The following is a 22,975-nucleotide window of genomic DNA, read 5'->3' as shown; positions in this document are numbered from 1 at the left end:
ATAGTATTATCTAATATATAGCCTCTTATTTTATATAGAGGCTTTATTCTCTCATATCCCTGATAAATCGGACGATTCTATGAAACTTAAAAATATAGCGCTCTCAGCTTTAACTATTGCAATTGCAACTGGTTGCGCTACAACTGACCAACAGCCTCAGCATGAATGGACACAAGATAAAGAGTATAACCTTACCATTCTTCACACGAATGATAACCACGGTAACTTTTGGCAGAATAAGTACGGCGAACGCGGTATGGCTGCACGTGCGACGCTGATTAATGACATCCGTACTGAAGTTAAATCTGAAGGTGGTTCTGTATTATTATTATCAGGTGGTGATATTAATACAGGTGTACCTGAATCGGATTTACAAGATGCAGAACCTGATTTTATCGGCATGAACATGATTGGCTATGATGCGATGACATTGGGTAATCATGAGTTCGATAACTCGCTTGATGTGCTTGCTAAACAGGAAGGTTGGGCTAAATTCCCGTTCATCTCAGCTAATATCTATAAAGATGGCGAACGTATGTTCGATGCTTACAAAATCTTTAATAAAGACGGTGTTAAAATTGCAGTTATCGGTCTAACAACTGAAGATACGGCTGAAATTGGTAATCCAGAATTCATCAGCGAATTAGAATTCCGCGACCCTAAAGTGGAAGCTAAAAAAGTAATTGCTGAAATTAAGAAAACTGAAAACCCAGATATCATCATTGCAGCAACGCACATGGGTCATTACCTTAACGGTGACAACGGTTCAAATGCACCGGGTGATGTACAGCTTGCACGTTACCTTAATGAAGGTGACCTAGATATGATCGTTGGCGGTCATTCTCAAGAGCCTGTATGTATGGAAGGTGCTGAATATGCAAACTTCAAACCAGGTCAAGACTGTGCTCCAGATGTGCAAAACGGTACTACTATCGTACAAGCACACGAATGGGGTAAATATGTTGGACGTGCTGATTACACCTTCAAAAATGGTGATTTCGAACTGCAATCGTACAAACTTATTCCAGTTAACTTAAAGAAAAAAATCAAAGTTGATGGTAAGAAAAAGCGTGTATTTATCCAAGATGAGATTGCTCAAGATCCAACTGTACTTGCAACACTAAAACCGTTCCAAGAAAAAGGGCAAGAGGCATTAAACATTAAGATTGGTCATTCTGATGCTTTGTTAGAAGGCAATCGTAATGTTGTACGTAACAACCAAACTAACCTTGGTCGTTTAATTGCGACTGCACATATGGAACGTGCTAAAGCAGATTTCGGTATCATGAATTCTGGTGGTGTTCGTGCGTCAATCGATGCTGGTGACATTACGTATAAAGACGTATTAACGGTACAACCGTTTGGCAATATCATTACGTATGTTGATATGACAGGCGCTGAAGTGATGGACTACCTAAACGTAGTTGGCACTAAAATGAAAGACTCTGGTGCATTCGCACAATTTGCAGGTATCTCAATGACGGTTGCAAATGGTCAAGTGTCTAACGTGGTTATCGCAGGTAACGCTATCGACTTAGAGAAAGCATACCGTTTCACTATCCCATCGTTTAATGCCGCTGGTGGCGACGGTTACCCGAAAATTACAGAGCACGCATCGTTTGTAAACACAGGTTATGTGGATGCTGAAGTACTGAAAGAATACATTGAAGCAAACTCACCAATTAACGTTGCTGATTTTGAACCAAAAAATGAAATGGTTTATAAATAATATCAGTATGTAGTCTTTATTAGACTGCGATGTTATAAATTAAACGTATTAAAAAAGGCGAATAAACTGATGTTTATTCGCCTTTTGTTTAACTAGTTTTTAATGATTCGTTAGTAATGAATCAAACAACACTACTATTTAGCTTTACGACGTAGGAAACCTAAACCAAGTAGAGATAGCACACCAAAAATACCGAAAGAACCACCTGAATTATCTGATGGTGGAATTACGATTTTAGGTGTTAGTGAGTCTTGCTTAGCAACTTCAATTTCTAGAGATACGCTAGAACCTGAAACCGTAGAGCTTGTCGAAGCTGCACCTGTACGCTCTAGTTGCATTGTTGCACTGTATCGACTTGCATCCGCACCATATACTTCTAGTTCAACAAATGATTGACCATCTTTTGTGAGCGCGACTCGTGGTAACACGACATCACTCATATCAACATTATCATTACTATTTAATGGTGTTAATGTAATTGTCGCAATATCACCTTTTTCAGCATTAGCCGCTGTAGGGATGTTGTAAGGGACTTTAATTAAACCGCTTGTAATTGCAACATGTACAGCCTTACCATCTGTTTCACCGTGCTTGTAGCTTAAAGACATAATGGCTGAGTCGTGGTCTGAAGAACGATATGCGTCGTCAGCATAAAAGTCTTCCGCACCAGTTGCGCCTTTATAGTCAATATTGTAATCATACAATGGTGATTCTGCAGCGTTGATATGCCAATCAGTTGCATCAATTAAACGGTTATTTAATGATGGGCTGATTAGTAAGTGATCCAGCGAACCAATTTCATCATTGTAAGAGTAGCTCCAGCTCGCTTTGCCTTTTTCTGCATCTTTCTTACTTACCGCATTAATATAACCATACGTTTTAGTCCAGTTAACTGGATTACCAGAATTGTTAAACTGCGGAGTTTTACCGATAAAAGTATCACGCGCTGTTGTTAATGTTTTTCCAGTTGTATTTTCAGTTAGTACTAACATTGGATCTTCAAGCGCATATGAATTCATATCACCGACGATAACAGTATCACCGCCAATTTTATCTAATTCTTCACCAAGTTGTACTGCTGCAGCTACACGGAAGTCTTCACAGGCACCTTGGAAGTCAGCGTCTGGCGCATCGTTTTTCCATACTTCTGTTGTGCCAAAGTCAACACCATCCCATTCTTCCCAGCATGTAGAACCTTTCGATTTAAGGTGATTCACTGCTACAGTTAGGCGTTTACCTGTTTGGTTAACAATAAAAGTACCAGCTAGGGTGTCACGTTGGTAGTTATCACCACTTTCTAAGATTCCACCGTTACTGTTTTTCACAACAATATTATTATCATTAACAACGACCGGTGCGTGCTGTTGTGGCATCGGGATTACTTTCGTACTTTCTAAGCTGACTTTAGCTGGGCGATATAAAAGACCTGTACTGATTGAATCAGTACCTAGTGAATCTTGATCATCAAGAACAGTATCGCCATTTTTATCATAACCAATAAATACATAGCGTTTACTTGTTGAATATTTACTATCAATATCTTTTGGATCATCGTCATCATAGTTAACGTTAATCGCTGCAACGAGTTCTGCGATTGCACCTGCATCACCATAGCCATTATTTTCGATTTCCATCAGACCCACGATATCAGCATCAAGTCCGCGTATCGCGCTTACTAGTTTTGCTTTTTGACGTTCATATTCAGCAATACTATCTGCACCACGGTTATCACCATGTTGATTTGCTGAACCACCGAATGGAGAGTTAAATAGGTTCAATAGGTTTTGAGTAGCAACTTTAATAGCGAAGCTATCATCAGTAGTCGTAGTACTTAGAGTTGGAGATGTTTTTCTATCTGTATTATGAGTAATATTATCTTCATCAATAGTGTTAGTTACTGTTAAATTATAATCCCCAAAGCTATGAGAAAGAACACCCTCCATACCAACAACACTATCATCGATACGAATATAGTTATCCGCAGCATCGTCATGGAATGTTGGATAATAAGGAATTCGACCATCTTCAGCCTTAACTGCGCTCTCAATGATTAAACGGAAATCGTCATTTTGGTACATTGCTTTGAGAGCATCTGTACTACCTGCTACGTTTTCCTGGTTAGGTTGCATGTTTGGACGTTTATAAGAAAACACCATGTTATTGCGGAAGCTATCAAAGTTAAAACTAATCGTTTTTGATACGCGCATGTCTTGGTTGCCAGTTTCATTAGGATCCATATCCTTAGGCAGTCTAACTAGCATACCTTCATAGCGCTCTAGTGTAGTATCAAATGAGAAACCATATTCGTCTTTATCTGACTCAATAACTTCAATATCAACAGCTGCTGGAACAGCTTCACTACCTTTAACGTGGATCTCTTTTTGGCTAGTCAGTGTTGTTAGACCATAGTCTTCAACAACAACACCTTGTAAACACACTTTATCGCCAGGGGCTAGATTACTCGTATCTTCATTCGTGGTGATAAAAAGACCGTCAGAGGTTAATTGGTTGTTGTCCGTTTCCTGAGCTAGGAAAATACCTTTAACAGGATATGACGTAATTGCACTGATTACAGCTTCAATAATGACGTTTTCACCAGTGATTGGTGATGTAGTACCTTCGCCTTGAATTGCTTGAATACTTGTTCGCGCTTCGCTATCTAAACAATTAAATGGAATATATGCTTCTGGAAGTGAGTTGATACCAAGATCATCAAATGTATTATTTACATGCTCAATCCAATCTGTTTTTACATAAACAGATTGTTGTGTTGGATTCGAACCATCAACTTGCTTACTACGTCTCATCGTGATGTTAGATAAACTTGGTACACTACCCGTTTCGCCGATGATATCTAATACTTGTGTTGGTGGCGTCAATGAGTCACTCATATCAACAATAGCGACAGAATCGTTACCAGTAAATCCTAAGCTGCTGCTGATTATAACTCTTGCATTATTGGCTTCAGCTGCATCTCTTACATCACTTCCGTAAGTTGCATGTGGAGGGGCAATAATTACTATCGTTTCACCAGCAAGAATTGTTGTTCCGGTTAGAACTTTACCACCATCTTGGTGATTAATTTTTTTCCAATCAGAATCTGATCCTGGAGGGTTGTAAAAATATACTAAACCTTCATTATCTGTAAAGGTTACGTCTTCATTACCCATGTTGGTAATTTCAATTGCTCTATTTTGAGAATTAGAACTTTCAACATACTCTGTAATCAAAACATCAGTGATATCAGCTTGAGCACCTGCGGATAAAACACTGCCTACTGCGAGTGCTAATAATTTCTTTTTCATAATTTACCTTAAAATTCGTTAACTGGTTCTTACATCGAAATGATGGAAATACTAGAAATAAACACGGCCGTAAGCGTAAGCATCTTGTGCTGACTCACCGAAGTTTGCTTCAACAGCAAAAATAACTGAGCTTGATGGGCGGAAGTTCACGCCAACAGTACTCCAAGTACGTTCATCGCCCCACGAGTATGGAGTTACGCCGTTTTCAACATTTTTGATTGCCCACTTTTCATATTCTTCGAAGTTATAAGAACCTGTTACTTCCCATTTAGCAGAGAATTTGTAACGAGCAGAAACTAATGCACCTTTGTTTTGGAAGGTTTGGTAATCGTTATGTACAGTGACATCATTGTCTGGGTTCGCTGGGTCAACAACTAAGTTAGTGCTGTTTTGAGCAATATCTTCATCTTCGATATAACCATTAACACCAAAAGAAAGTTGTTCATTTACGTTATAGCGTGCACCAAAACCAAATAGAACTTGTTCGCCGTATTTAGATTCACCAGCTGAGCCTGCGCGCTTTTCTACACCCACAACAGCTGATAATGTCTTACCGAAGTAACCAAAATAACCATTTACGATGTCACCTAATGCAGAGCCTGATGATGATTCACCTTGGTAAGAATAAGACGCACCTAATTTGAAGTTTTTGATTTTACCTTCATATTTAACGGTGTTTTGTTGGTCACCAGCTTCACCGGTTTCAACAGTGGTATCAAACGTGAAATCACCGTATTTATCGTAATCATCGAATGCAGTATCAGTTAGACCGACTTCAATGGCGTGGTTACTTGTGATGTTGTAACCGATAAATAATTTGTCGATTGCTAATACCATATCGCCAGAGCCATAAGCCCAGTTTTCACGTTCGTAATCAAGTTCTACGCGGTAGTAAACGTCTTGATACGTACCTTTTACACCAATAGTGGCAAAGCTGTCATCGATATAGGTAGTGTCTGTACCATAACCATCTTTATTTTCATTTAGCGGTGATTCAACAAATTCACCGTATTCGTAGTCAGGATTGAAATGACCACCAACGCCAACTTCACCGTATAACTTGATCACGTCACCATTGTCATTATCGTAAATCGTTACAGCTTGAGCCGCGCCGCCTGCGAAAATTGCAGCAAGTGCAATTGCAAGAGTTGTTTTCTTTAACATATTTATTCTCACTTATGAGGCCGCACAATCCAGTGCGGCTGTTATAGCTAAAAGTTATTTGTGATTTATTTCATTTTTTGGCGCGAAGTTGGCTACTGAAATCGGTGAGTTAGCTTCGATGTATTCTTTCAGTACTTCTGCGTCGACGTAACCTGTATTAACAAATGCAGGATGTGCCGTGATATTTGGATATCCGTCACCGCCAGCTGCATTGAAAGAGGGAACTGTGAAGCGATATGATGCATTCATGTCAATTGCTTTATTGCCGATAACTACGTTAGAAACTCTATCCGCTTCCACTGTCATCGAGATACCTGCAAATTGTGCATATGCACCAGAATCTCTTGTTTTAGTACCCACTTTATTCAGGTATTCAATTACTTCTGAACCTGCCATATCCACGTAAGTGATGATGTTGCCAAATGGCTGTACAGTAAGCATATCTTTGTACGTTACATCACCCGCTTCAATAGAGGCACGAACACCGCCCGAATTCATTACACCAAAGTCTGCTTTTGCGCGTTGCATATGTGCAGTGGCAATTAAGCGACCTAGGTTTGTTTGGTTGTTACGAACGATTTTTCGTTCGCCTTGTAGTATGCCGTCAGTCGTACCAATTTTAATACCAAGTGCCGCCTGGCCTTTTTCTTGGAATGGCTTTAAAGTGTCGTATACCACTTGATCTTGTGCTATTTCATCTTGGATAAGCACTCGTACTCTTTTTCCGTCTGTATTGTTAACTTTTCTCTTCAAGTTAACAGGGATCAAGTTATAAGATTGTAGTGTGAATTCACCATTTTTAAAGGTGTAGTCTGCACGGCCAACATATTTACCCCATTCGTGTGCTTGCACGATATCAGTACCATTTTGCTGATCTGGCTTGCAGTCTTGGCCTAGTTTGAAGTCCGCATATTGATTTATACTTTCCATGCAAATAGGTTCTTGTGAGTGACCGCCTACGATCATGTCTAAATCCCCTTCGTTTAGGTAGCGCGCTAGTTGTACATCACCGGGTGCATTAGAACCATTATCACCGTTGAGGTAATGGCCCATATGCGTTGCTGCAATAATCATATCTGGATTATATTTTTCTTTTAATTCTGCGATGACTTTTTTAGCTTCGACCTTTGGGTCTTTAAACTCTATTTCGCTAATGAACTCGGAGTTCCCTATGTTAGCGGTGTCCTCAGTCGTAAGACCAATAACGGCTATTTTGATACCAGATTTATTGAAAATTTTGTAGGCATCGAACATACGCTCGCCATCTTTATAGATGTTTGCAGCAAGGAAAGGGAACTCTGCCCAGCCTTCTTGTTTGGTTAGTACGTCTAAAGGGTTGTCAAATTCATGATTACCGATAGCCATTGCATCGTAACCAATCATATTCATACCAATAAAATCAGGTTCAGCATCTTGTAGATCAGATTCAGGAACACCAGTATTAATATCGCCACCAGAGAGGAGTAATATAGACCCACCTTCAGCGCTCACTTCATGACGAATATTATTGACCAATGTAGCTCTAGCTGCCATGCCGCGTTCACCATATTTATTCTGCCAAAAATTACCGTGGTTATCGTTGGTGTGTAAAATTGTCAGATTATATTCTTTATCTTGAGCCCACTCATGCGCATTCATTTTCACTGTAGGTTGAGTTACACAGCCTGTTGTAGTCGCAGCTATGAGAGCCGTTAGAGCAAGGTTTTTATAATTCATCATTAAACGCCTAAAATAAATATCGTAAAATTACGACAATTCACTTTATAAAGTTGACCGGCAAGTCAGTTTTAGAAAGTAAATATCATGAATAGCTACACAATTTAATGTTTAGCTATTCCCTGTTTAATTGTTAAGTGGTTATAAATCAAACGCTTGTAATATAAAGTTCTTTTTTATAGTTTTGTTCGGGCAAATTATGCTGCAATTCTATACTTAAAAAGCTTATTTGAGCTATCACTTTTATTGGCTTTAGTTCAAACATTTACAAAATAAATTTATGTTTCATTTCTTTTGATTTTCCAGATAATTTAACATTGTTATTTCCCATAATAAATCGTAAGAAAATTAGTGTTTCCTTGTGTTTTGATTGTATTTCGTATGATTTTTAGATATAAAAAAGGCGAATAAACTGATGTCTATTCGCCTTTTTTACATTATTTTTTAATACTGTTTTTCTAAATAGTATTGCTACATTTTAGGAACTGTTGCTATTAATCAACCCAAATTTCATTTACATATTCGGGATGATCTACAAACGGGTTGCGGTTACCTTGGTAAATTGCAGCCGCAGTATTACGATCAATTTCTTTTTGGCTTACTGGATCATTCTCATGCCATTTTTTCAGTATAGCAATAACCCAAGGTTCGAATACTTTATCACTACTGCCATCAAGTACTGCATCTGAATGCTCAGTATTTTTATCCCAGCTTCCGATAATATCTTGGTAGCGAGTTGCCATATAAAATTGCGCTCGTGCAAAGTCGCCTTTAAATTCAGCGATAGGTTCAAAAACGGTGCCATTGTATCCAAGTGAAGCTGTTGCACTGCCTAGTTTACTACCATTATCAGAAGTCCAAGATGGGCTATCTACTTCGCCATACGGATAGTTACTACGTTTACCATTTACATAACCATCAGTTGCAAAAATATGATGAACATCGCTGACCATAGGTGATTTTTTCTCAAACCAGCTTTGTGGCATTGAGTGCTCACGGTTATAGCAACTACCTTCACCGCTGTAATTACCACATTGGTTAGTTACTGGGGTGTAACTATATGTGTCTGATGAAGAAGGAATTTCAGAGTACATATCTAAAATGGTTTTATCATTGTCATAATAAATATCTAGAGAGTTAACACTCATAAAGTCCCATAAATCACCATATGATTTTGTTGTGTGATTTTTGATGATGTTATAAAGTGCCGTTTTTAGTTCAAAGCCTGTTTTTCCTTTAGCACTTTCATAATACTTACTTGGGTCTATAGGATCTGGGCCTGGAGTTGGATCTGGGTCTGGCGTTGGATCTGGGTCCGGTGTTGGATCTGGGTCCGGCGTTGGATCTGGGTCCGGTGTTGGATCTGGGTCAACAGCTTTTTCAGCGATTAATACGACGTCGTCAATAAAGACATTTTCATGCCCATCAAAACCAGAAACATCGTAGAAGCGAATGCCTACATCAATAACTTTATTTTCAGTTGCTGTATATGTAGTCGTAATTTGTTGCCATTCATTAACTAAGTTGTTATTTGAATATGGGTCATATTGGCCATCGATATACATACGGGTTTTCATATAACCTTCAGTATGTAGAACCCAAACTGAATATGTGTACGTTTTACCAGCAACAACATCAACTGATTGACGGAAATCAGTGCTACCTTGAGAGCCTGTATTAACCAGAACTCGAGCTGAGTTTGCACCTGTTTTATATTGGGCTTTACTTTGCTCAACAGTGATTCCATCATCAATGGTATCCCAACCTGGTACGGGAGTTGAAGTCGCCCAGTTCTCAAAGTCACCATTATTGATTAAATTACCAGATTCCGTAATCGGATTGATATTATCATTTGAATCATTACAGGCACTAAGTAGTAGTAATGATAATAAGCATACAGCTGTATTGGATTTGTAATTCATTTTTATTCACCAACTTATTAAATAAAAGTATTTTTAATAAGTTTATTTTTATGTTTTAAATGATGACCACAACACTTATAAAATAATATTTAGAAGTGTTGTGGCTTTGTATTAATAAATAGATTCTCATTCACTCTAAACAAGCAGTTGAATGGAAATCTATTATTAATGCTTACGGCGTAAGAAACCTAAGCCAAGTAGAGATAGGATTCCAAAGATACCAAATGAACCACCCGAACCATCTGATTCCGGAACTGTTAGTTTAGGTGTCAAAGAATCTTTCTTTGTAGCTTCAAGTTTTAATGATACTTCAGAGCCTGTAACCGTAACGCCGTTTCGTTCTAACGTCATTGTTGCTGCATACGTACCTGCTGTAATGCCAGCTACTTCAAAGTGAGCGAATGATTGATTAGCACTCATTGCATACTTAGGTAAGATTGCTTCTGATGTGTCTGCGTCATCATTTGTTGCTTTTAGTGAAATCTTAGCGATATCACCAGCTTGTACATCCACTGATGAAGGAAGAACATAAGGTACTTCCATCGTACCGCTACTAACTGTTACTAATACTGGCGCATTGTTTTCAGTTTCAGCGTATTGGTAGCTTAATGAGATGATTGCTGAGTCATGATCTGAAGAGCGGAATGCGTCTTCTGCATAGAATCGATCAGCTGTTGCATCATTGCCTTTAGCTGGAACTAAGCCATCATCAGAATCGAAGCGTACAATGTTGTAGTCGAAATAAGATGATTCAGCAGCATTGATGTGCCAGTCTTTCGCATCAATTAAACGAGAGTCAAGTGACGGGGTGATTAATACGTGATCAAGTGAGCCAATCTCATCATTGTAAGAATAACTCCAGCTGATTTTACCTTCTTCTTTATCTTTTTTATCTACAGCACTAATATAACCATAAGTTTTTGTTACTTTTACTGGGTTACCTGCAGTATTAAACTGTGGTGTTTTTCCAATGAAAGTATCTCTTGCTGTTGTTAGTTCTTTGTTAGTCGGATTCGATGTTAACACTAACATTGGATCTTCTTTCGCATAAGAGTTCATGTCACCAAGAACAACGCGATCACCACCAATTTTTTCTAGCTCTTCACCTATCTGTACAGCTGCCGCTACACGGAAGTTTTCACATTGGCCTTGGAAATCTAGATCCGGAGCACTGTCATAGTAGTTTTCGTCAGTGCCGAAGTCTACACCATCCCAATCTTCATAACAGGTTGAGCCTTTAGATTTCAGGTGATTAACAGCTACTGTTAAACGCTTACCTGTGTTATTAATTGTGAATGTTGCGGCAACTGTATTACGCTGGTAGTTGTCACCACTTTCTAATACTTCATCGTATCTGTCTTTCACTACAACATTGTTATCATTAACAATTGTTGGAGCGTGCTGTTCTGGCATTTTGATAATACGAGAACTTTCTACGGTTACTTTAGTTGGGCGGTATATGATACCTGATGTGATAGCATCAGAACCAACAGAATCAAGAGCATCTAGTACTGTATCGCCATTTGAATCAAAACCGATGAATACATATCTATTGGTTTCTGAATTCGGATCATCTTTTAGATCATCACGAACAATAAAGTACTTTTCATTAATTGCTTCAACGAATTCTGCGATAGTACCATTGTTACCGAAACCATTATTTTCAATTTCCATTAGGCCTACGATATCAGCATCAAGACCAAAAATTGCTTCAACTAGTTTTGCTTTCTGGCGTGGGTACTCTTCATCAGTTTCTGCGCCACGGTTATCTGCGTGTAAATTTTGATCTCCACCAAATGGCGAATTAAATAAATTTAACACGTTTTGAGTTGCAACTTTAATTGCAAAAGCTGTTTCAGCTGTAGAAGTATTAAGGTTAACACCGCCACGGTCTGAATGATGGATGAAGTTACTGTTATCTACATCTTCTGTAACTGTTAATGTGTAGTTACCTGCAGAGCCCGTAATCATACCTGTCATACCCACGATTTGATCTTGAATACGGATATAATTGTTTGCAGGGTCAGTATTAAAGTCTGGGTAGTAAGCAAGTTCGCCATCAGGTGCATAAGCGCCTGTAATTAATAGCGTGCGATCTATATTTTGATCATTATAAGCTTTTGCTTCAGGGCTACCTGCTACGTGTATTTGATTCGGCTGGTAATTAGCGCGATCATAAGAGGCTGTAATATTATTACTGTAGTTATTGAAGTTAAAGCCATAAGTTCTTGTAACGATAAGACCTTGTTCGCCAGCTTCAGTAGGGTTCATATCTGCAGGGATAGTAACTTCTTTACCTACATAACGAGCAAGTGTATTCGCAAATAATCCACCGTCTTCAGGGATCATAGTTAACTCTTCAACTACTGGTGGCTCTACGTAGTCACCAAGTGTTGGAATACCTAAATCAGCAAAGTTATCTTTACTTATAGTTTCGCCATCTGGGATTGATTCAGCCCAGTTTGTTGGAACATACTTTGCGTCAGGAGTTGGTAGGCTAGAACCGTCAGCAGCAGCGCGACGAATTAAAGTTTTATCTTCACCCCATTTAGAACCATCGACACCGATGATATCAACGATTGTGTTGCCGTCGCGAAGTGCAACGTGGTCATCACCGTTAAAGTTCATTGCGTTATGTGAGACATCATTGTATACGCCAGCTGCAAAATGGCGAGCACCATTATCGGAAATTGCAGTTAACAATTCAGTCGTTACTTCACCATTTGTAAGTACGATTGTTTCATTACCAGCAATAGTGATGCCTTTTAAAATACTAACGCCTGCAGGGCTATGGATGGCGTTACTGTAAGAGCTATATGTAACCACATCACTGTCTGAGAACGTATATGGAGTGCCAGTCGTATTGGTTAATTCGACGGCTTTATTGTTAGCACTACCTTCAACATATTCTGTAATAATAATATCTGATAGTGCAGCTTGAGCACCTGCGGATAAAACACTGCCCACTGCGAGTGCTAATAATTTCTTTTTCATAATTTACCTTAAAATTCGTTAACTGGTTCTTACATCGAAATGATGGAAATACTAGAAATAAACACGGCCGTAAGCGTAAGCATCTTGTGCTGACTCACCGAAGTTTGCTTCAACAGCAAAAATAACTGAGCTTGATGGGCGGAAGTTCACGCCAACAGTACTCCAAGTACGTTCATCGCCCCACGAGTATGGAGTTACGCCGTTTTCAACATTTTTGATTGCCCACTTTTCATATTCTTCGAAGTTATAAGAACCTGTTACTTCCCATTTAGCAGAGAATTTGTAACGAGCAGAAACTAATGCACCTTTGTTTTGGAAGGTTTGGTAATCGTTATGTACAGTGACATCATTGTCTGGGTTCGCTGGGTCAACAACTAAGTTAGTGCTGTTTTGAGCAATATCTTCATCTTCGATATAACCATTAACACCAAAAGAAAGTTGTTCATTTACGTTATAGCGTGCACCAAAACCAAATAGAACTTGTTCGCCGTATTTAGATTCACCAGCTGAGCCTGCGCGCTTTTCTACACCCACAACAGCTGATAATGTCTTACCGAAGTAACCAAAATAACCATTTACGATGTCACCTAATGCAGAGCCTGATGATGATTCACCTTGGTAAGAATAAGACGCACCTAATTTGAAGTTTTTGATTTTACCTTCATATTTAACGGTGTTTTGTTGGTCACCAGCTTCACCGGTTTCAACAGTGGTATCAAACGTGAAATCACCGTATTTATCGTAATCATCGAATGCAGTATCAGTTAGACCGACTTCAATGGCGTGGTTACTTGTGATGTTGTAACCGATAAATAATTTGTCGATTGCTAATACCATATCGCCAGAGCCATAAGCCCAGTTTTCACGTTCGTAATCAAGTTCTACGCGGTAGTAAACGTCTTGATACGTACCTTTTACACCAATAGTGGCAAAGCTGTCATCGATATAGGTAGTGTCTGTACCATAACCATCTTTATTTTCATTTAGCGGTGATTCAACAAATTCGCCGTATTCGTAGTCAGGATTGAAATGACCACCAACGCCAACTTCACCATAAAGTTTGATTGTGTCACCGTTGTCATTATCGTAGATAGTGACAGCCTGAGCTGCAGTACCAACGAATAAAGAAGAGAGTGCTATTGCAAGAGCAGTTTTCTTTAACATGTGTTTTATCTCTGTAAGGGTTAACCGTACATACCTGTGCGGCTTAATTTAAAAAATGAATTTATTATTATTTTTATATTACAAGTGTGTGATTTCACCCTTAGGTGCAAAATCGTCGACGTTGATCGGATAATTTGCTTGGGTGTAATCTTTTAATACTTCAGGAACCACGTTACCTACGGCATAAATAAGCGTTAAGAGTATAAACGTATTGCTCTGAACTCTATTTAGGTAAATTGTGCGCGCATTTTATACTGAAAAAGCGCATTTGAGCTATTACTTTAATTGGATTTAGTTCAAAAAAAATAACAAAATAAATGAAATAAATAAAAATGCAAAATTTTAAACTAAAATGATGGTGGTTATTTTTCTTTTTAATCATAAGCTTAGGTATTAATATTCATATTTTAATAAAAATATTAATTTAAGTGTATTTTTTTATATTAATGTTAATAACTTAGTAATCTGCGTTACTTAATTGAATTAATATCATTAGGAGCTATTTTATAAGCGTGAAATTAATAATTAGATTTATATTCCCACAGTAGGAGCTTTAATGAGTCTTCTTGGCTAGGTTTTGAGCTTTAATTGGTTTTATATTTTTTGGTTATGATCTGATGCGCAATAAACAACTATATTTATGCATGTTTATTGAACTTTTGTTTTTCATCGTTAAAATCGCCATAAAACAGCGCTGACTCATGCTGAGTTGTGCACCATAAACGGAAGTAATGATGAAAAATATTAAAAATGCAGCATTAGCTGCAACAACGCTTGCTGCTATTTCTTGTAATGCTTTTGCCGCTGATTATTCTGATGATATCCACAAGAATGATTACCAATGGTCACAATTCAACTTAATGTATGCTGTAGCTGAAAAGCCAAGTGGTACAGGTTCTAATAAAGGACATGATTATTTAGAAATGGAATTTGGCGGTCGTTCAGGTGTTGTTGACTTGTATGGTTATGTAGATGTATTTAATTTAACTAATACCGATTCAAGTGATTCAGATAAAACTAGCGGTAGCAAAATATTCATGAAACTTGCTCCTCGTTTTTCACTTGATGCGATCACTGGTAAAGATTTGTCATTTGGCCCAGTTCAGGAAATCTATTTTTCCAATCAGATTGTTTGGGATGGTGCTATTGATGAAGGCCTAAATAATTTCTTCACTGGTTTAGGTAGTGATGTAATGGTTCCTTGGCTTGGAAAAGTAGGCGTTAATCTTTATGGTCTTTATGAAATGAACAATAAAGATTGGAACGGTTATCAGTTATCTGTGAACTGGTTTAAACCTGTTCATACTTTTGAGAATAAGAGTTTTATTTCTTACCAAGGTTATGTTGATTATCAGTTTGGTCTTGATACGAGCGCTGGCGGTGTAAGTAACGGTGGTACTATGTATAACGGTATTTATTGGCATTCAGAGCGCTATTCTGTGGGTTATGGCCTAAAAGCGTATAACGAAATCTATGGTATTAAAGATGGTGGTGGTACAGAATCTACAGGTTTTGCTCACTTCTTCGCAGCAGCATACAAATTCTAAAAGCCTAATTTTAGAATAGTATGGTGGGATCACGTATCGCGTGGTTCCACATTATACCCATCCATTATTTCTTCTTTGTTATCATTTTCTATTTAGCCCTTCTAAATTCAATTTATTTTCATCTCTATTTATTTGTTATATAAGCGTAACAGTCTGCAACTGCGAGATTTCAAAAGCCTATCAAGGCCATTTATATGGCTTGTTCTATAATTATGGTTTATTGCATTTAGCTCAATGAACTTAGGTTTTATTGCACTGAATTTATTGATACTAAGCATTTAAACACCTAAAAATGGAGTTTGGTTGATGAATTATATCTATAAATTATTACTCTCGAGTGCAGTGCTGCCCATTTGCGCGAGTACGGCTATTGCAGCGGATTATAGTGACGGGTTACATAAAAATGACTATAAATGGATGCAATTTAATATTATGTATTCCGTTGGCGAAAAGCCCAGTATTGACGATAACTTAGCTCATGATTATCTGGAACTCGAATTTGGTGGTCGTTCTGGGATCGTTGATTTATATGGTTATGTGGATGTGTTTAATCTTACTAATACAGATTCGAGCAACTCAGATAAAACCGATGGTGCAAGTAAGATATTCATGAAATTAGCACCACGCTTTTCACTCGATGCGATGACAGGCAAGGATCTATCTTTTGGACCCGTGCAAGAAATGTATATTGCGACCCTATATAATTGGGGTGGGGGAGGGATCACGGGATCACGTCCTAATGATGAGAAAGGTCAACCAAGTGTTGCCATTGATGGCGATGTGAATAATTCATTTTGGGGATTAGGCACAGACATGATAGTGCCTTGGTTTGATAAGATTGGAGTTAATCTTTATGTCTTATACGATCTCAATACAAAAAGCTGGAATGGTTACCAGTTTTCAATGAATTGGTTTAAACCGTTTGTTACGTTCGATAATGACAGTTTTATTGCGTATCAGGGCTACATTGATTATCAGTTTGGTGCGGATGCGAGTGATACTAATTTTGTTCCGACAACAACACATGGTGGAGTGATGTTTAATGGTGTGTATTGGCATTCAGACCGATATTCTTTAGGGTATGGAATTAAAGCATACAATGATGTTTATACCGTTAAAGATGGGGCTGGTACGCTCGGTTTAGACTCAACGGGTTTTGCGCATTATTTTGCGGCTATTTATAAGTTCTAATATTATTCGTCGTGATGGGTAAAGAGCCAGTCATAATCTGGCTCTTATGGTCGAGCTTGCTAAATATCAAACTGATTGATTTAACTGGCAGTGCTCAAATGTGCTGTGGCGCTGCTTTAAAATTAACAAACAAGGCTGTTAGTTGTGTCATGGCATACCCTAATAATGCACCAAGCAGTAGCGGTGGAATAATCGGAGTGACATCACCGGCCATCGCAAAAGTAATGCAGCAACCGATAAAGGCACCGGGGATAAAGGCAAGTTTGGTATGGCTGGCTTGCAGACACATAAGGCTGGTTATAATACCTGTGAGGAGATAACCCAGTAGGGGCGTATCGACAAGACCACTGCCTGTGATGACTAACCACGCCCAGAATACGCCTGACAGATTAGTGAACCAAGTCATTAAGACGCCCTGAAACCCAGCTTTCGGTTGCGCAAAGTAAGTACTGCAACTTAAAAAACCTATCCAAGTGATCAGATGAAACGTATCAGCTATACCGCACCATAGCGCAGCAAGTAGACCTGCGGAAAGTGCTACTTGATAACGATCTTTCATGTATTACTCTATTATATAAACAATATTGGTGGATAAACTACCTCATAAGTAAGAACAAAACTATGATGCTAGTCGAAAATGCGATATTAAAAGCTGCATATCTATAAGATATTCAGCGTATTATTATTTTCGTGATTTATAAATAGCATGAATATGTTTAATATTTAACCGATCTATTCGTGGTATAAGATCTGAGCATTATAGATCCAATTTTATTTCCTACTCTTTTTTCCTCGTACTATTACTTTCGATATAACCTATTTTCTTCGTAAAAATAACCCCCCGATTTCAAATGAAAGAAATTACACTAGATCTTAGATCCAACTCGCACTTTTATACTTAGAGACTAGAATTATCCTTATTTTTGACTATATTCAATCCCATCGAAACGTTTGCGCAAACGTTTCGATGGCGTTAACATGCTCGCCATCGAACGACATCGTTTAGCTATATTCACCTTGTAAGGCGTGACTCATGAAGAAAAATAAACTCATCAATGCTGACTTATCTTATTTAGTTGCAACGCTTGGACATACTAACGAGATCACCATTTGTGATGCTGGTTTACCGGTTCCTGACTCGACAAAACGTATCGATTTAGCGCTTATTCCGGGTGTACCTACTTTTATTGCGACTGTGAAAGCAATATTAGGCGAAATGCAAATTGAAGGTGTGGTGCTTGCAGAAGAGTTTGCAACGGTTAGCCCTGAGTTACACACAGCCTTACTTGATGTTATTACGAATGAAGAACAACTCACAAATAAAGCGATTACGATCACTTATATTAGTCACGAAGCATTTAAACAACGCACACACCAAAGTAAAGCGGTTGTACGAACCGGTGAGTGCACACCTTATGCGAATGTGATTTTTCAATCTGGCGTCGTGTTTTAATTCAGCCGTTTAAGCTAATAATTTTAAGCCAATATGGCATTGATTGTATGACACGTAATAATAGCTATTTATGCGGAATAAAGTAGGAACTGACATGACGCAAGCAATTTTAAAACTCAGTGGTATCGAAAAATCATTTCCAGGTGTAAAAGCGCTGGATAATGCGTGCTTGAATGTATACCCAGGTAAGGTAATGGCATTACTGGGCGAAAATGGTGCCGGTAAGTCGACGTTAATGAAGGTACTTACAGGTATCTACAGCATGGACAAGGGTAATATTAACTATCAAGGTAGTGATGTTACGTTTAATGGTCCGCGTCACTCGCAAGAAGTTGGCATCAGCATTATTCACCAAGAATTAAACTTGATCCCTGAGTTAACGATTGCTGAAAATATCTATTTAGGCCGTGAAAAAACCAATGTGTTTGGTGGCATTAAATGGACGCAGATGTACCGTGATGCAGATGCATTGCTAAAACGTTTAAACGTCAAACACAGCTCGCGTCAATTATTGGGTGAGTTAAGCCTAGGCGAACAGCAAATGGTTGAAATTGCCAAGGCGTTGTCATTTGAATCGCAAGTTATCGTGATGGATGAACCAACCGATGCATTAACGGAAAGCGAAACTGAATCACTATTTAAAGTGATTAATGAGCTACGTAATGAAGGTTGTGGCATTGTTTATATCTCACACCGCTTAAAAGAAATTTTCGAAATTTGTGATGATATTACGGTATTACGTGACGGCAAATTTATTGATGAAATTGCAGTAAGTGCAATTGATGAAGACGGTCTGATTGAAAAAATGGTTGGCCGCCGTCTGGACGAAATTTATCCACGTATTGATGCGACGCATGGCACAACATGTATGACGGTTGAAAACATCGTTGCACCGGGTGTCCGTGATGTTAGCTTTACTTTAGACCGAGGTGAAATCTTAGGTATCTCAGGTCTAATGGGCGCGGGTCGTACCGAGTTAATGAAAGCGATTTATGGTGCACTGGCACGTGAGTCTGGCGATGTTATTTTAGATGATAAAGTTATTAGTCCTGTTACGCCACGTGATGGGTTGGTTAATGGTATTGCTTATATCTCTGAAGACCGTAAAGGTGATGGTTTAGTGCTTGGCTTATCAGTCAAAGAAAACATGTCATTGTGTGCACTTGATTCATTGTCTAAAGGTCTGCAATTAGATCACGGTAAAGAAGCAACGGCGGTTGAAGATTTCATGCGCTTGTTTAATGTAAAAACCCCAAGTCGAGATCAAATCATCGGTAACTTATCTGGTGGTAATCAACAGAAAGTCGCGATTGCAAAAGGTTTAATGACTCGCCCGAAAGTGCTTATTTTAGATGAACCAACTCGCGGTGTTGATGTTGGCGCTAAAAAAGAAATCTACCAGTTAATTAATCAATTTAAAGCAGAAGGCATGAGTATCATTTTAGTGTCGTCAGAAATGCCGGAAGTATTAGGCATGAGTGATCGTATTTTAGTGATGCACGAAGGTCGAATCAGCGGTGAGTTTATGGCTGAAGATGCTAACCAAGAAAAACTAATGGCGTGTGCTGTTGGCAAGCGTATCGATGAGGCAGGACTATGAGTTCGGATAAAACAGTGAGCCAGAACCAAGCAGTTAATCAAAATTCCAGTAAAACAAGTGGCGATGCAATGACTAAAACCCTAACGAACAAGCTATTCAGTAAAGAATGGTTAATTGAACAAAAATCATTAATCGCTCTGATCTTATTGATTGTGGTGGTGTCTTTTTTAAACCCTAACTTTTTCACTATGGGTAATATTTTAAACATATTACGTCAAACATCAGTGAATGCGATTATTGCCGTGGGCATGACCTTAGTTATCTTAACCGCTGGTATTGATTTAAGTGTCGGCTCTATTCTCGCGCTATGTGGTGCCTTTGCAGCGACGCTTATCTCGATGGAAGTGCCAGTGATGATTGCGGTACCCGTTGCTTTATTTGCAGGTGCAGGTCTGGGTGCAATGAGCGGTATTATTATTGCGAAAGGTAAGGTACAAGCCTTTATTGCTACGCTGGTTACTATGACGTTATTACGTGGTGTGACTATGGTGTATACCGAAGGTCGTCCTATCTCAACTGGTTTTACTGATGTTGCAGATAACTTCTCGTTAATCGGTACTGATTACTTATTCGGTATTCCTGTGCCAATTTGGTTAATGGTAATGGTGTTTGCATCGGTATGGTATTTATTAAATCACACACGTTTTGGTCGTTATGTTTATGCGATTGGTGGTAACGAAGCGGCAGCACGTTTATCAGGTATTAATGTAGATAAAGTAAAAATTGGTGTCTATGCCATCTGTGGTTTACTTGCAGCATTAGCGGGCTTGATTGTGACTTCTCGTTTGTCATCAGCGCAGCCAACAGCTGGTATGGGTTATGAGTTAGATGCCATTGCCGCGGTCGTATTAGGCGGAACAAGTCTTGCGGGTGGTAAAGGTCGCATTATGGGTACACTGGTTGGTGCGCTTATTATCGGTTTCTTAAACAACGCATTGAACCTGTTGGATGTATCGTCATATTTCCAAATGATTGCTAAAGCTGTCGTTATCCTACTTGCAGTATTAGTTGATACGAAAAAGAAATAACCTTGATTGACAATAAAGTTAACCATGAACACGAATTATAAGAAGTAATAATTAGAAATAATAAAACACATAATAACAAAAATCTGTGAGCCCTAGTCACCCTATCTAGGGCAGCAGAATTAACTTAAAAGAAGGTATAAGTAATGAAAAAATTAGCAACCCTAATTTCTGCAGCTGTTGTTTCAGCTTCTTTCAGTGCAACCGTTATGGCACAAGATACACTTGCAATGGTGGTTTCGACGCTAAATAACCCTTTCTTCGTAACAATGAAAGAAGGTGCAGAGGCGAAAGCGGAAACCTTAGGTTATAAGTTAATTGTGCTGGACTCACAGAATGATCCAAGTAAAGAATTAGCGAACGTTGAAGACCTTACAGTTCGTGGCGTAAAAGCAATCCTAATCAATCCAACGGATTCAGATGCGGTATCAAATGCGATTCGTATGGCTAACCGTTCAGGTATTCCAGTATTAACATTAGACCGTGGTGCAAGCCGCGGTAAAGTAGTGAGCCACATTGCATCAGATAACGTTGCTGGTGGCGAAATGGCTGGTCAATATATCTCAGATACGATTGGTGCGAATGCAAAAGTAATCCAATTAGAAGGTATCGCAGGTACATCTGCAGCACGTGAACGTGGTCAAGGTTTCATGCAAGCTGTTGAAAAAAATAAAATGGATTTATTAGGTAGCCAACCAGCTGATTTTGACCGTACAAAAGGTCTTAACGTAATGGAAAACATGCTTGCTGCGAATCCAAATGTACAAGCGGTATTTGCACAAAATGATGAAATGGCATTAGGTGCATTACGTGCTGTTCAAGCATCAGGTAAAGACGTATTAATCGTTGGCTTTGATGGTACTGAAGACGGTATTGCTGCTGTTAAACGCGGTATTTTAGGCGCGACAATTGCTCAACAACCTGAGTTAATTGGTGCCCTTGGTATCGAAACAGCTGACAAAGTACTAAAAGGTCAGTCTGTAGAGAAAAGCATCGCTGTTCCACTAAAAGTGATCACTCAGTAATTAGAAATAGAGGGAATAGCGTCAATCGTTATTCCCTTTACGTCATTTATCCAATATTAAAAAACATGACTTAATCACACCAACTCGCGACGTGTTATTAAGTCATGTTTTATTCTCACCAGTTATAACGTATTAAGGTTTCATTATGAATAAGTTAGTTGTGTTAGGCAGTGTAAATGCTGATCATGTTTTACAAGTGGCTTCTTTTCCCCGTCCAGGCGAAACCTTACTCGGCCATAGTTATGCAGTGATCCCTGGTGGTAAAGGTGCGAACCAAGCAGTTGCAGCAGCAAGATTAGGTGCTGATATTGCGTTTATTGCTTGTGTTGGCGATGATAGCTTTGGCCACAAAATGATTAACGAATTCGCCGATGATGGCATTAATACACAAGCGGTGATGATTGAAGCAGATAAACCCACTGGCATTGCGATGATCCAAGTGGCTGCAACGGGCGAAAACAGCATTTGTATTTCAGCAGAAGCAAATGCCTGTTTAACACCGGAGCGAATTGCACCACATAGTGATTTAATTAAGCAAGCTGATACATTATTGATGCAATTAGAAACGCCGATTGCAACTATTACCCAAGCCGCTAAAATAGCAAAACAAGCAGGTACACGAGTGGTATTAAATCCAGCACCTGCCCAACCTTTAAATGATGAATTATTATCAGTTGTTGATCTGATTACACCCAATGAAACTGAAGCCGAATTGCTGACGGGGATTAAAGTGGTGGATATGGCATCAGCACAAGTGGCTGCAGATGTATTGCACAGCAAAGGTATTTCAGAAGTGATGATTACTTTGGGTAGCCAAGGTGTTTGGATCAGTGAAGATGGTAAAGGTAAGCAAGTAAAAGGCTTCCGTGTCGATGCGGTTGATACAACTGCTGCAGGTGATACTTTTAATGGTGGTTTGTTAGCGGGGTTACAAGCTGAACTACTATTAGATGAGGCGATTATTTTTGCTCATGCAGCCGCTGCAATTTCAGTTACTCGTGTTGGTGCGCAAACATCAATACCGACTAAAGCAGAAGTTGAAGTGTTTTTGGCCTCGCAAGATTAAAGTAAAACATTTTTTCTAAACAAGTTAATATAAGGCGCTTATATTAACAGACATGATTATGGACAACATTAGCC

The 22,975-nt window shown here is 38.8% G+C and carries 15 protein-coding genes; 8 read left to right on the top strand and 7 right to left on the bottom strand.

Going from position 1 to position 22,975, the window contains the following annotated elements; translation table 11 throughout:
• Nucleotides 1–79: 79 nt before the first annotated feature.
• Entirely contained in the window at nucleotides 80–1,729 is a 1,650-nt protein-coding gene (gene ushA / locus HWV00_RS17215) for a bifunctional UDP-sugar hydrolase/5'-nucleotidase UshA (RefSeq protein WP_211683335.1), read from the top strand.
• 134 nt (nucleotides 1,730–1,863) lie between these two features.
• Here ushA (HWV00_RS17215) and HWV00_RS17210 read toward each other — a convergent pair whose 3' ends face one another.
• The 6 genes from HWV00_RS17210 to HWV00_RS17185 form a co-directional block, all read right to left on the bottom strand.
• A complete protein-coding gene (locus tag HWV00_RS17210; RefSeq protein ID WP_255554751.1) occupies nucleotides 1,864–5,034 on the bottom strand; it encodes an ExeM/NucH family extracellular endonuclease in 3,171 nt (1,056 codons plus the stop codon).
• 51 nt (nucleotides 5,035–5,085) lie between these two features.
• A complete protein-coding gene (locus HWV00_RS17205; RefSeq protein WP_211683333.1) occupies nucleotides 5,086–6,198 on the bottom strand; it encodes a porin in 1,113 nt (370 codons plus the stop codon).
• A 54-nt stretch (nucleotides 6,199–6,252) separates the two neighbouring features.
• The gene (ushA, locus tag HWV00_RS17200; protein ID WP_211686655.1) at nucleotides 6,253–7,914 is read right to left on the bottom strand and encodes a bifunctional UDP-sugar hydrolase/5'-nucleotidase UshA; all 1,662 of its coding nucleotides are present in this window, start codon (nucleotides 7,912–7,914) and stop codon (nucleotides 6,253–6,255) included.
• Between the two features lie 494 nt (nucleotides 7,915–8,408).
• Nucleotides 8,409–9,836: an endonuclease gene (locus tag HWV00_RS17195; RefSeq protein WP_211683331.1), complete on the bottom strand. Its 1,428-nt coding sequence runs from the start codon at nucleotides 9,834–9,836 to the stop codon at nucleotides 8,409–8,411.
• 165 nt (nucleotides 9,837–10,001) lie between these two features.
• Nucleotides 10,002–12,830 (bottom strand): ExeM/NucH family extracellular endonuclease, encoded by a 2,829-nt coding sequence (locus HWV00_RS17190; protein WP_211683329.1) that lies wholly within the window; start codon nucleotides 12,828–12,830, stop codon nucleotides 10,002–10,004.
• A 51-nt stretch (nucleotides 12,831–12,881) separates the two neighbouring features.
• On the bottom strand, nucleotides 12,882–13,994 hold the full coding sequence (locus HWV00_RS17185) for a porin (protein ID WP_211683327.1): 1,113 nt from the start codon (nucleotides 13,992–13,994) through the stop codon (nucleotides 12,882–12,884).
• Nucleotides 13,995–14,728: 734 nt separating this feature from the next.
• Here HWV00_RS17185 and HWV00_RS17180 point away from each other — a divergent pair.
• Together HWV00_RS17180 and HWV00_RS17175 are read left to right on the top strand one after the other, a co-directional pair.
• Nucleotides 14,729–15,541, top strand: coding sequence for an outer membrane protein OmpK (locus tag HWV00_RS17180; RefSeq protein WP_211686653.1), 813 nt, complete (start codon nucleotides 14,729–14,731; stop codon nucleotides 15,539–15,541).
• A 306-nt stretch (nucleotides 15,542–15,847) separates the two neighbouring features.
• A complete protein-coding gene (locus tag HWV00_RS17175; protein ID WP_211683325.1) occupies nucleotides 15,848–16,732 on the top strand; it encodes an outer membrane protein OmpK in 885 nt (294 codons plus the stop codon).
• A gap of 94 nt (nucleotides 16,733–16,826) precedes the next feature.
• Here the strand turns inward: HWV00_RS17175 and HWV00_RS17170 are convergent, their stop codons facing one another.
• Nucleotides 16,827–17,291: a DUF1097 domain-containing protein gene (locus HWV00_RS17170; protein WP_211683323.1), complete on the bottom strand. Its 465-nt coding sequence runs from the start codon at nucleotides 17,289–17,291 to the stop codon at nucleotides 16,827–16,829.
• A gap of 474 nt (nucleotides 17,292–17,765) precedes the next feature.
• Between HWV00_RS17170 and rbsD the strand changes: the two genes are divergently transcribed.
• The 5 genes from rbsD (at nucleotide 17,766) to rbsK (ending at nucleotide 22,901) form a co-directional block, all read left to right on the top strand.
• A complete protein-coding gene (gene rbsD / locus HWV00_RS17165) occupies nucleotides 17,766–18,185 on the top strand; it encodes a D-ribose pyranase (RefSeq protein WP_211683322.1) in 420 nt (139 codons plus the stop codon).
• Nucleotides 18,186–18,279: 94 nt separating this feature from the next.
• Complete coding sequence (rbsA, locus tag HWV00_RS17160; RefSeq protein WP_211683320.1) at nucleotides 18,280–19,785, top strand: ribose ABC transporter ATP-binding protein RbsA; 1,506 nt, start codon at nucleotides 18,280–18,282, stop codon at nucleotides 19,783–19,785.
• A 68-nt stretch (nucleotides 19,786–19,853) separates the two neighbouring features.
• The gene (rbsC, locus tag HWV00_RS17155) at nucleotides 19,854–20,813 is read left to right on the top strand and encodes a ribose ABC transporter permease (RefSeq protein ID WP_211686651.1); all 960 of its coding nucleotides are present in this window, start codon (nucleotides 19,854–19,856) and stop codon (nucleotides 20,811–20,813) included.
• 143 nt (nucleotides 20,814–20,956) lie between these two features.
• The gene (rbsB, locus tag HWV00_RS17150; RefSeq protein WP_211683318.1) at nucleotides 20,957–21,835 is read left to right on the top strand and encodes a ribose ABC transporter substrate-binding protein RbsB; all 879 of its coding nucleotides are present in this window, start codon (nucleotides 20,957–20,959) and stop codon (nucleotides 21,833–21,835) included.
• Nucleotides 21,836–21,980: 145 nt separating this feature from the next.
• Nucleotides 21,981–22,901, top strand: a complete 921-nt coding sequence (gene rbsK / locus HWV00_RS17145; RefSeq protein ID WP_211683316.1) for a ribokinase — start codon at nucleotides 21,981–21,983, stop codon at nucleotides 22,899–22,901.
• Nucleotides 22,902–22,975 lie beyond the last annotated feature (74 nt).

The sequence above is a fragment of the Moritella sp. 24 genome, assembly GCF_018219155.1.
Classification (GTDB): domain Bacteria; phylum Pseudomonadota; class Gammaproteobacteria; order Enterobacterales; family Moritellaceae; genus Moritella.
The sequence above is the reverse complement of the archived record's forward strand: the minus strand, read 5'-3'. Positions and strand labels throughout refer to the sequence as shown.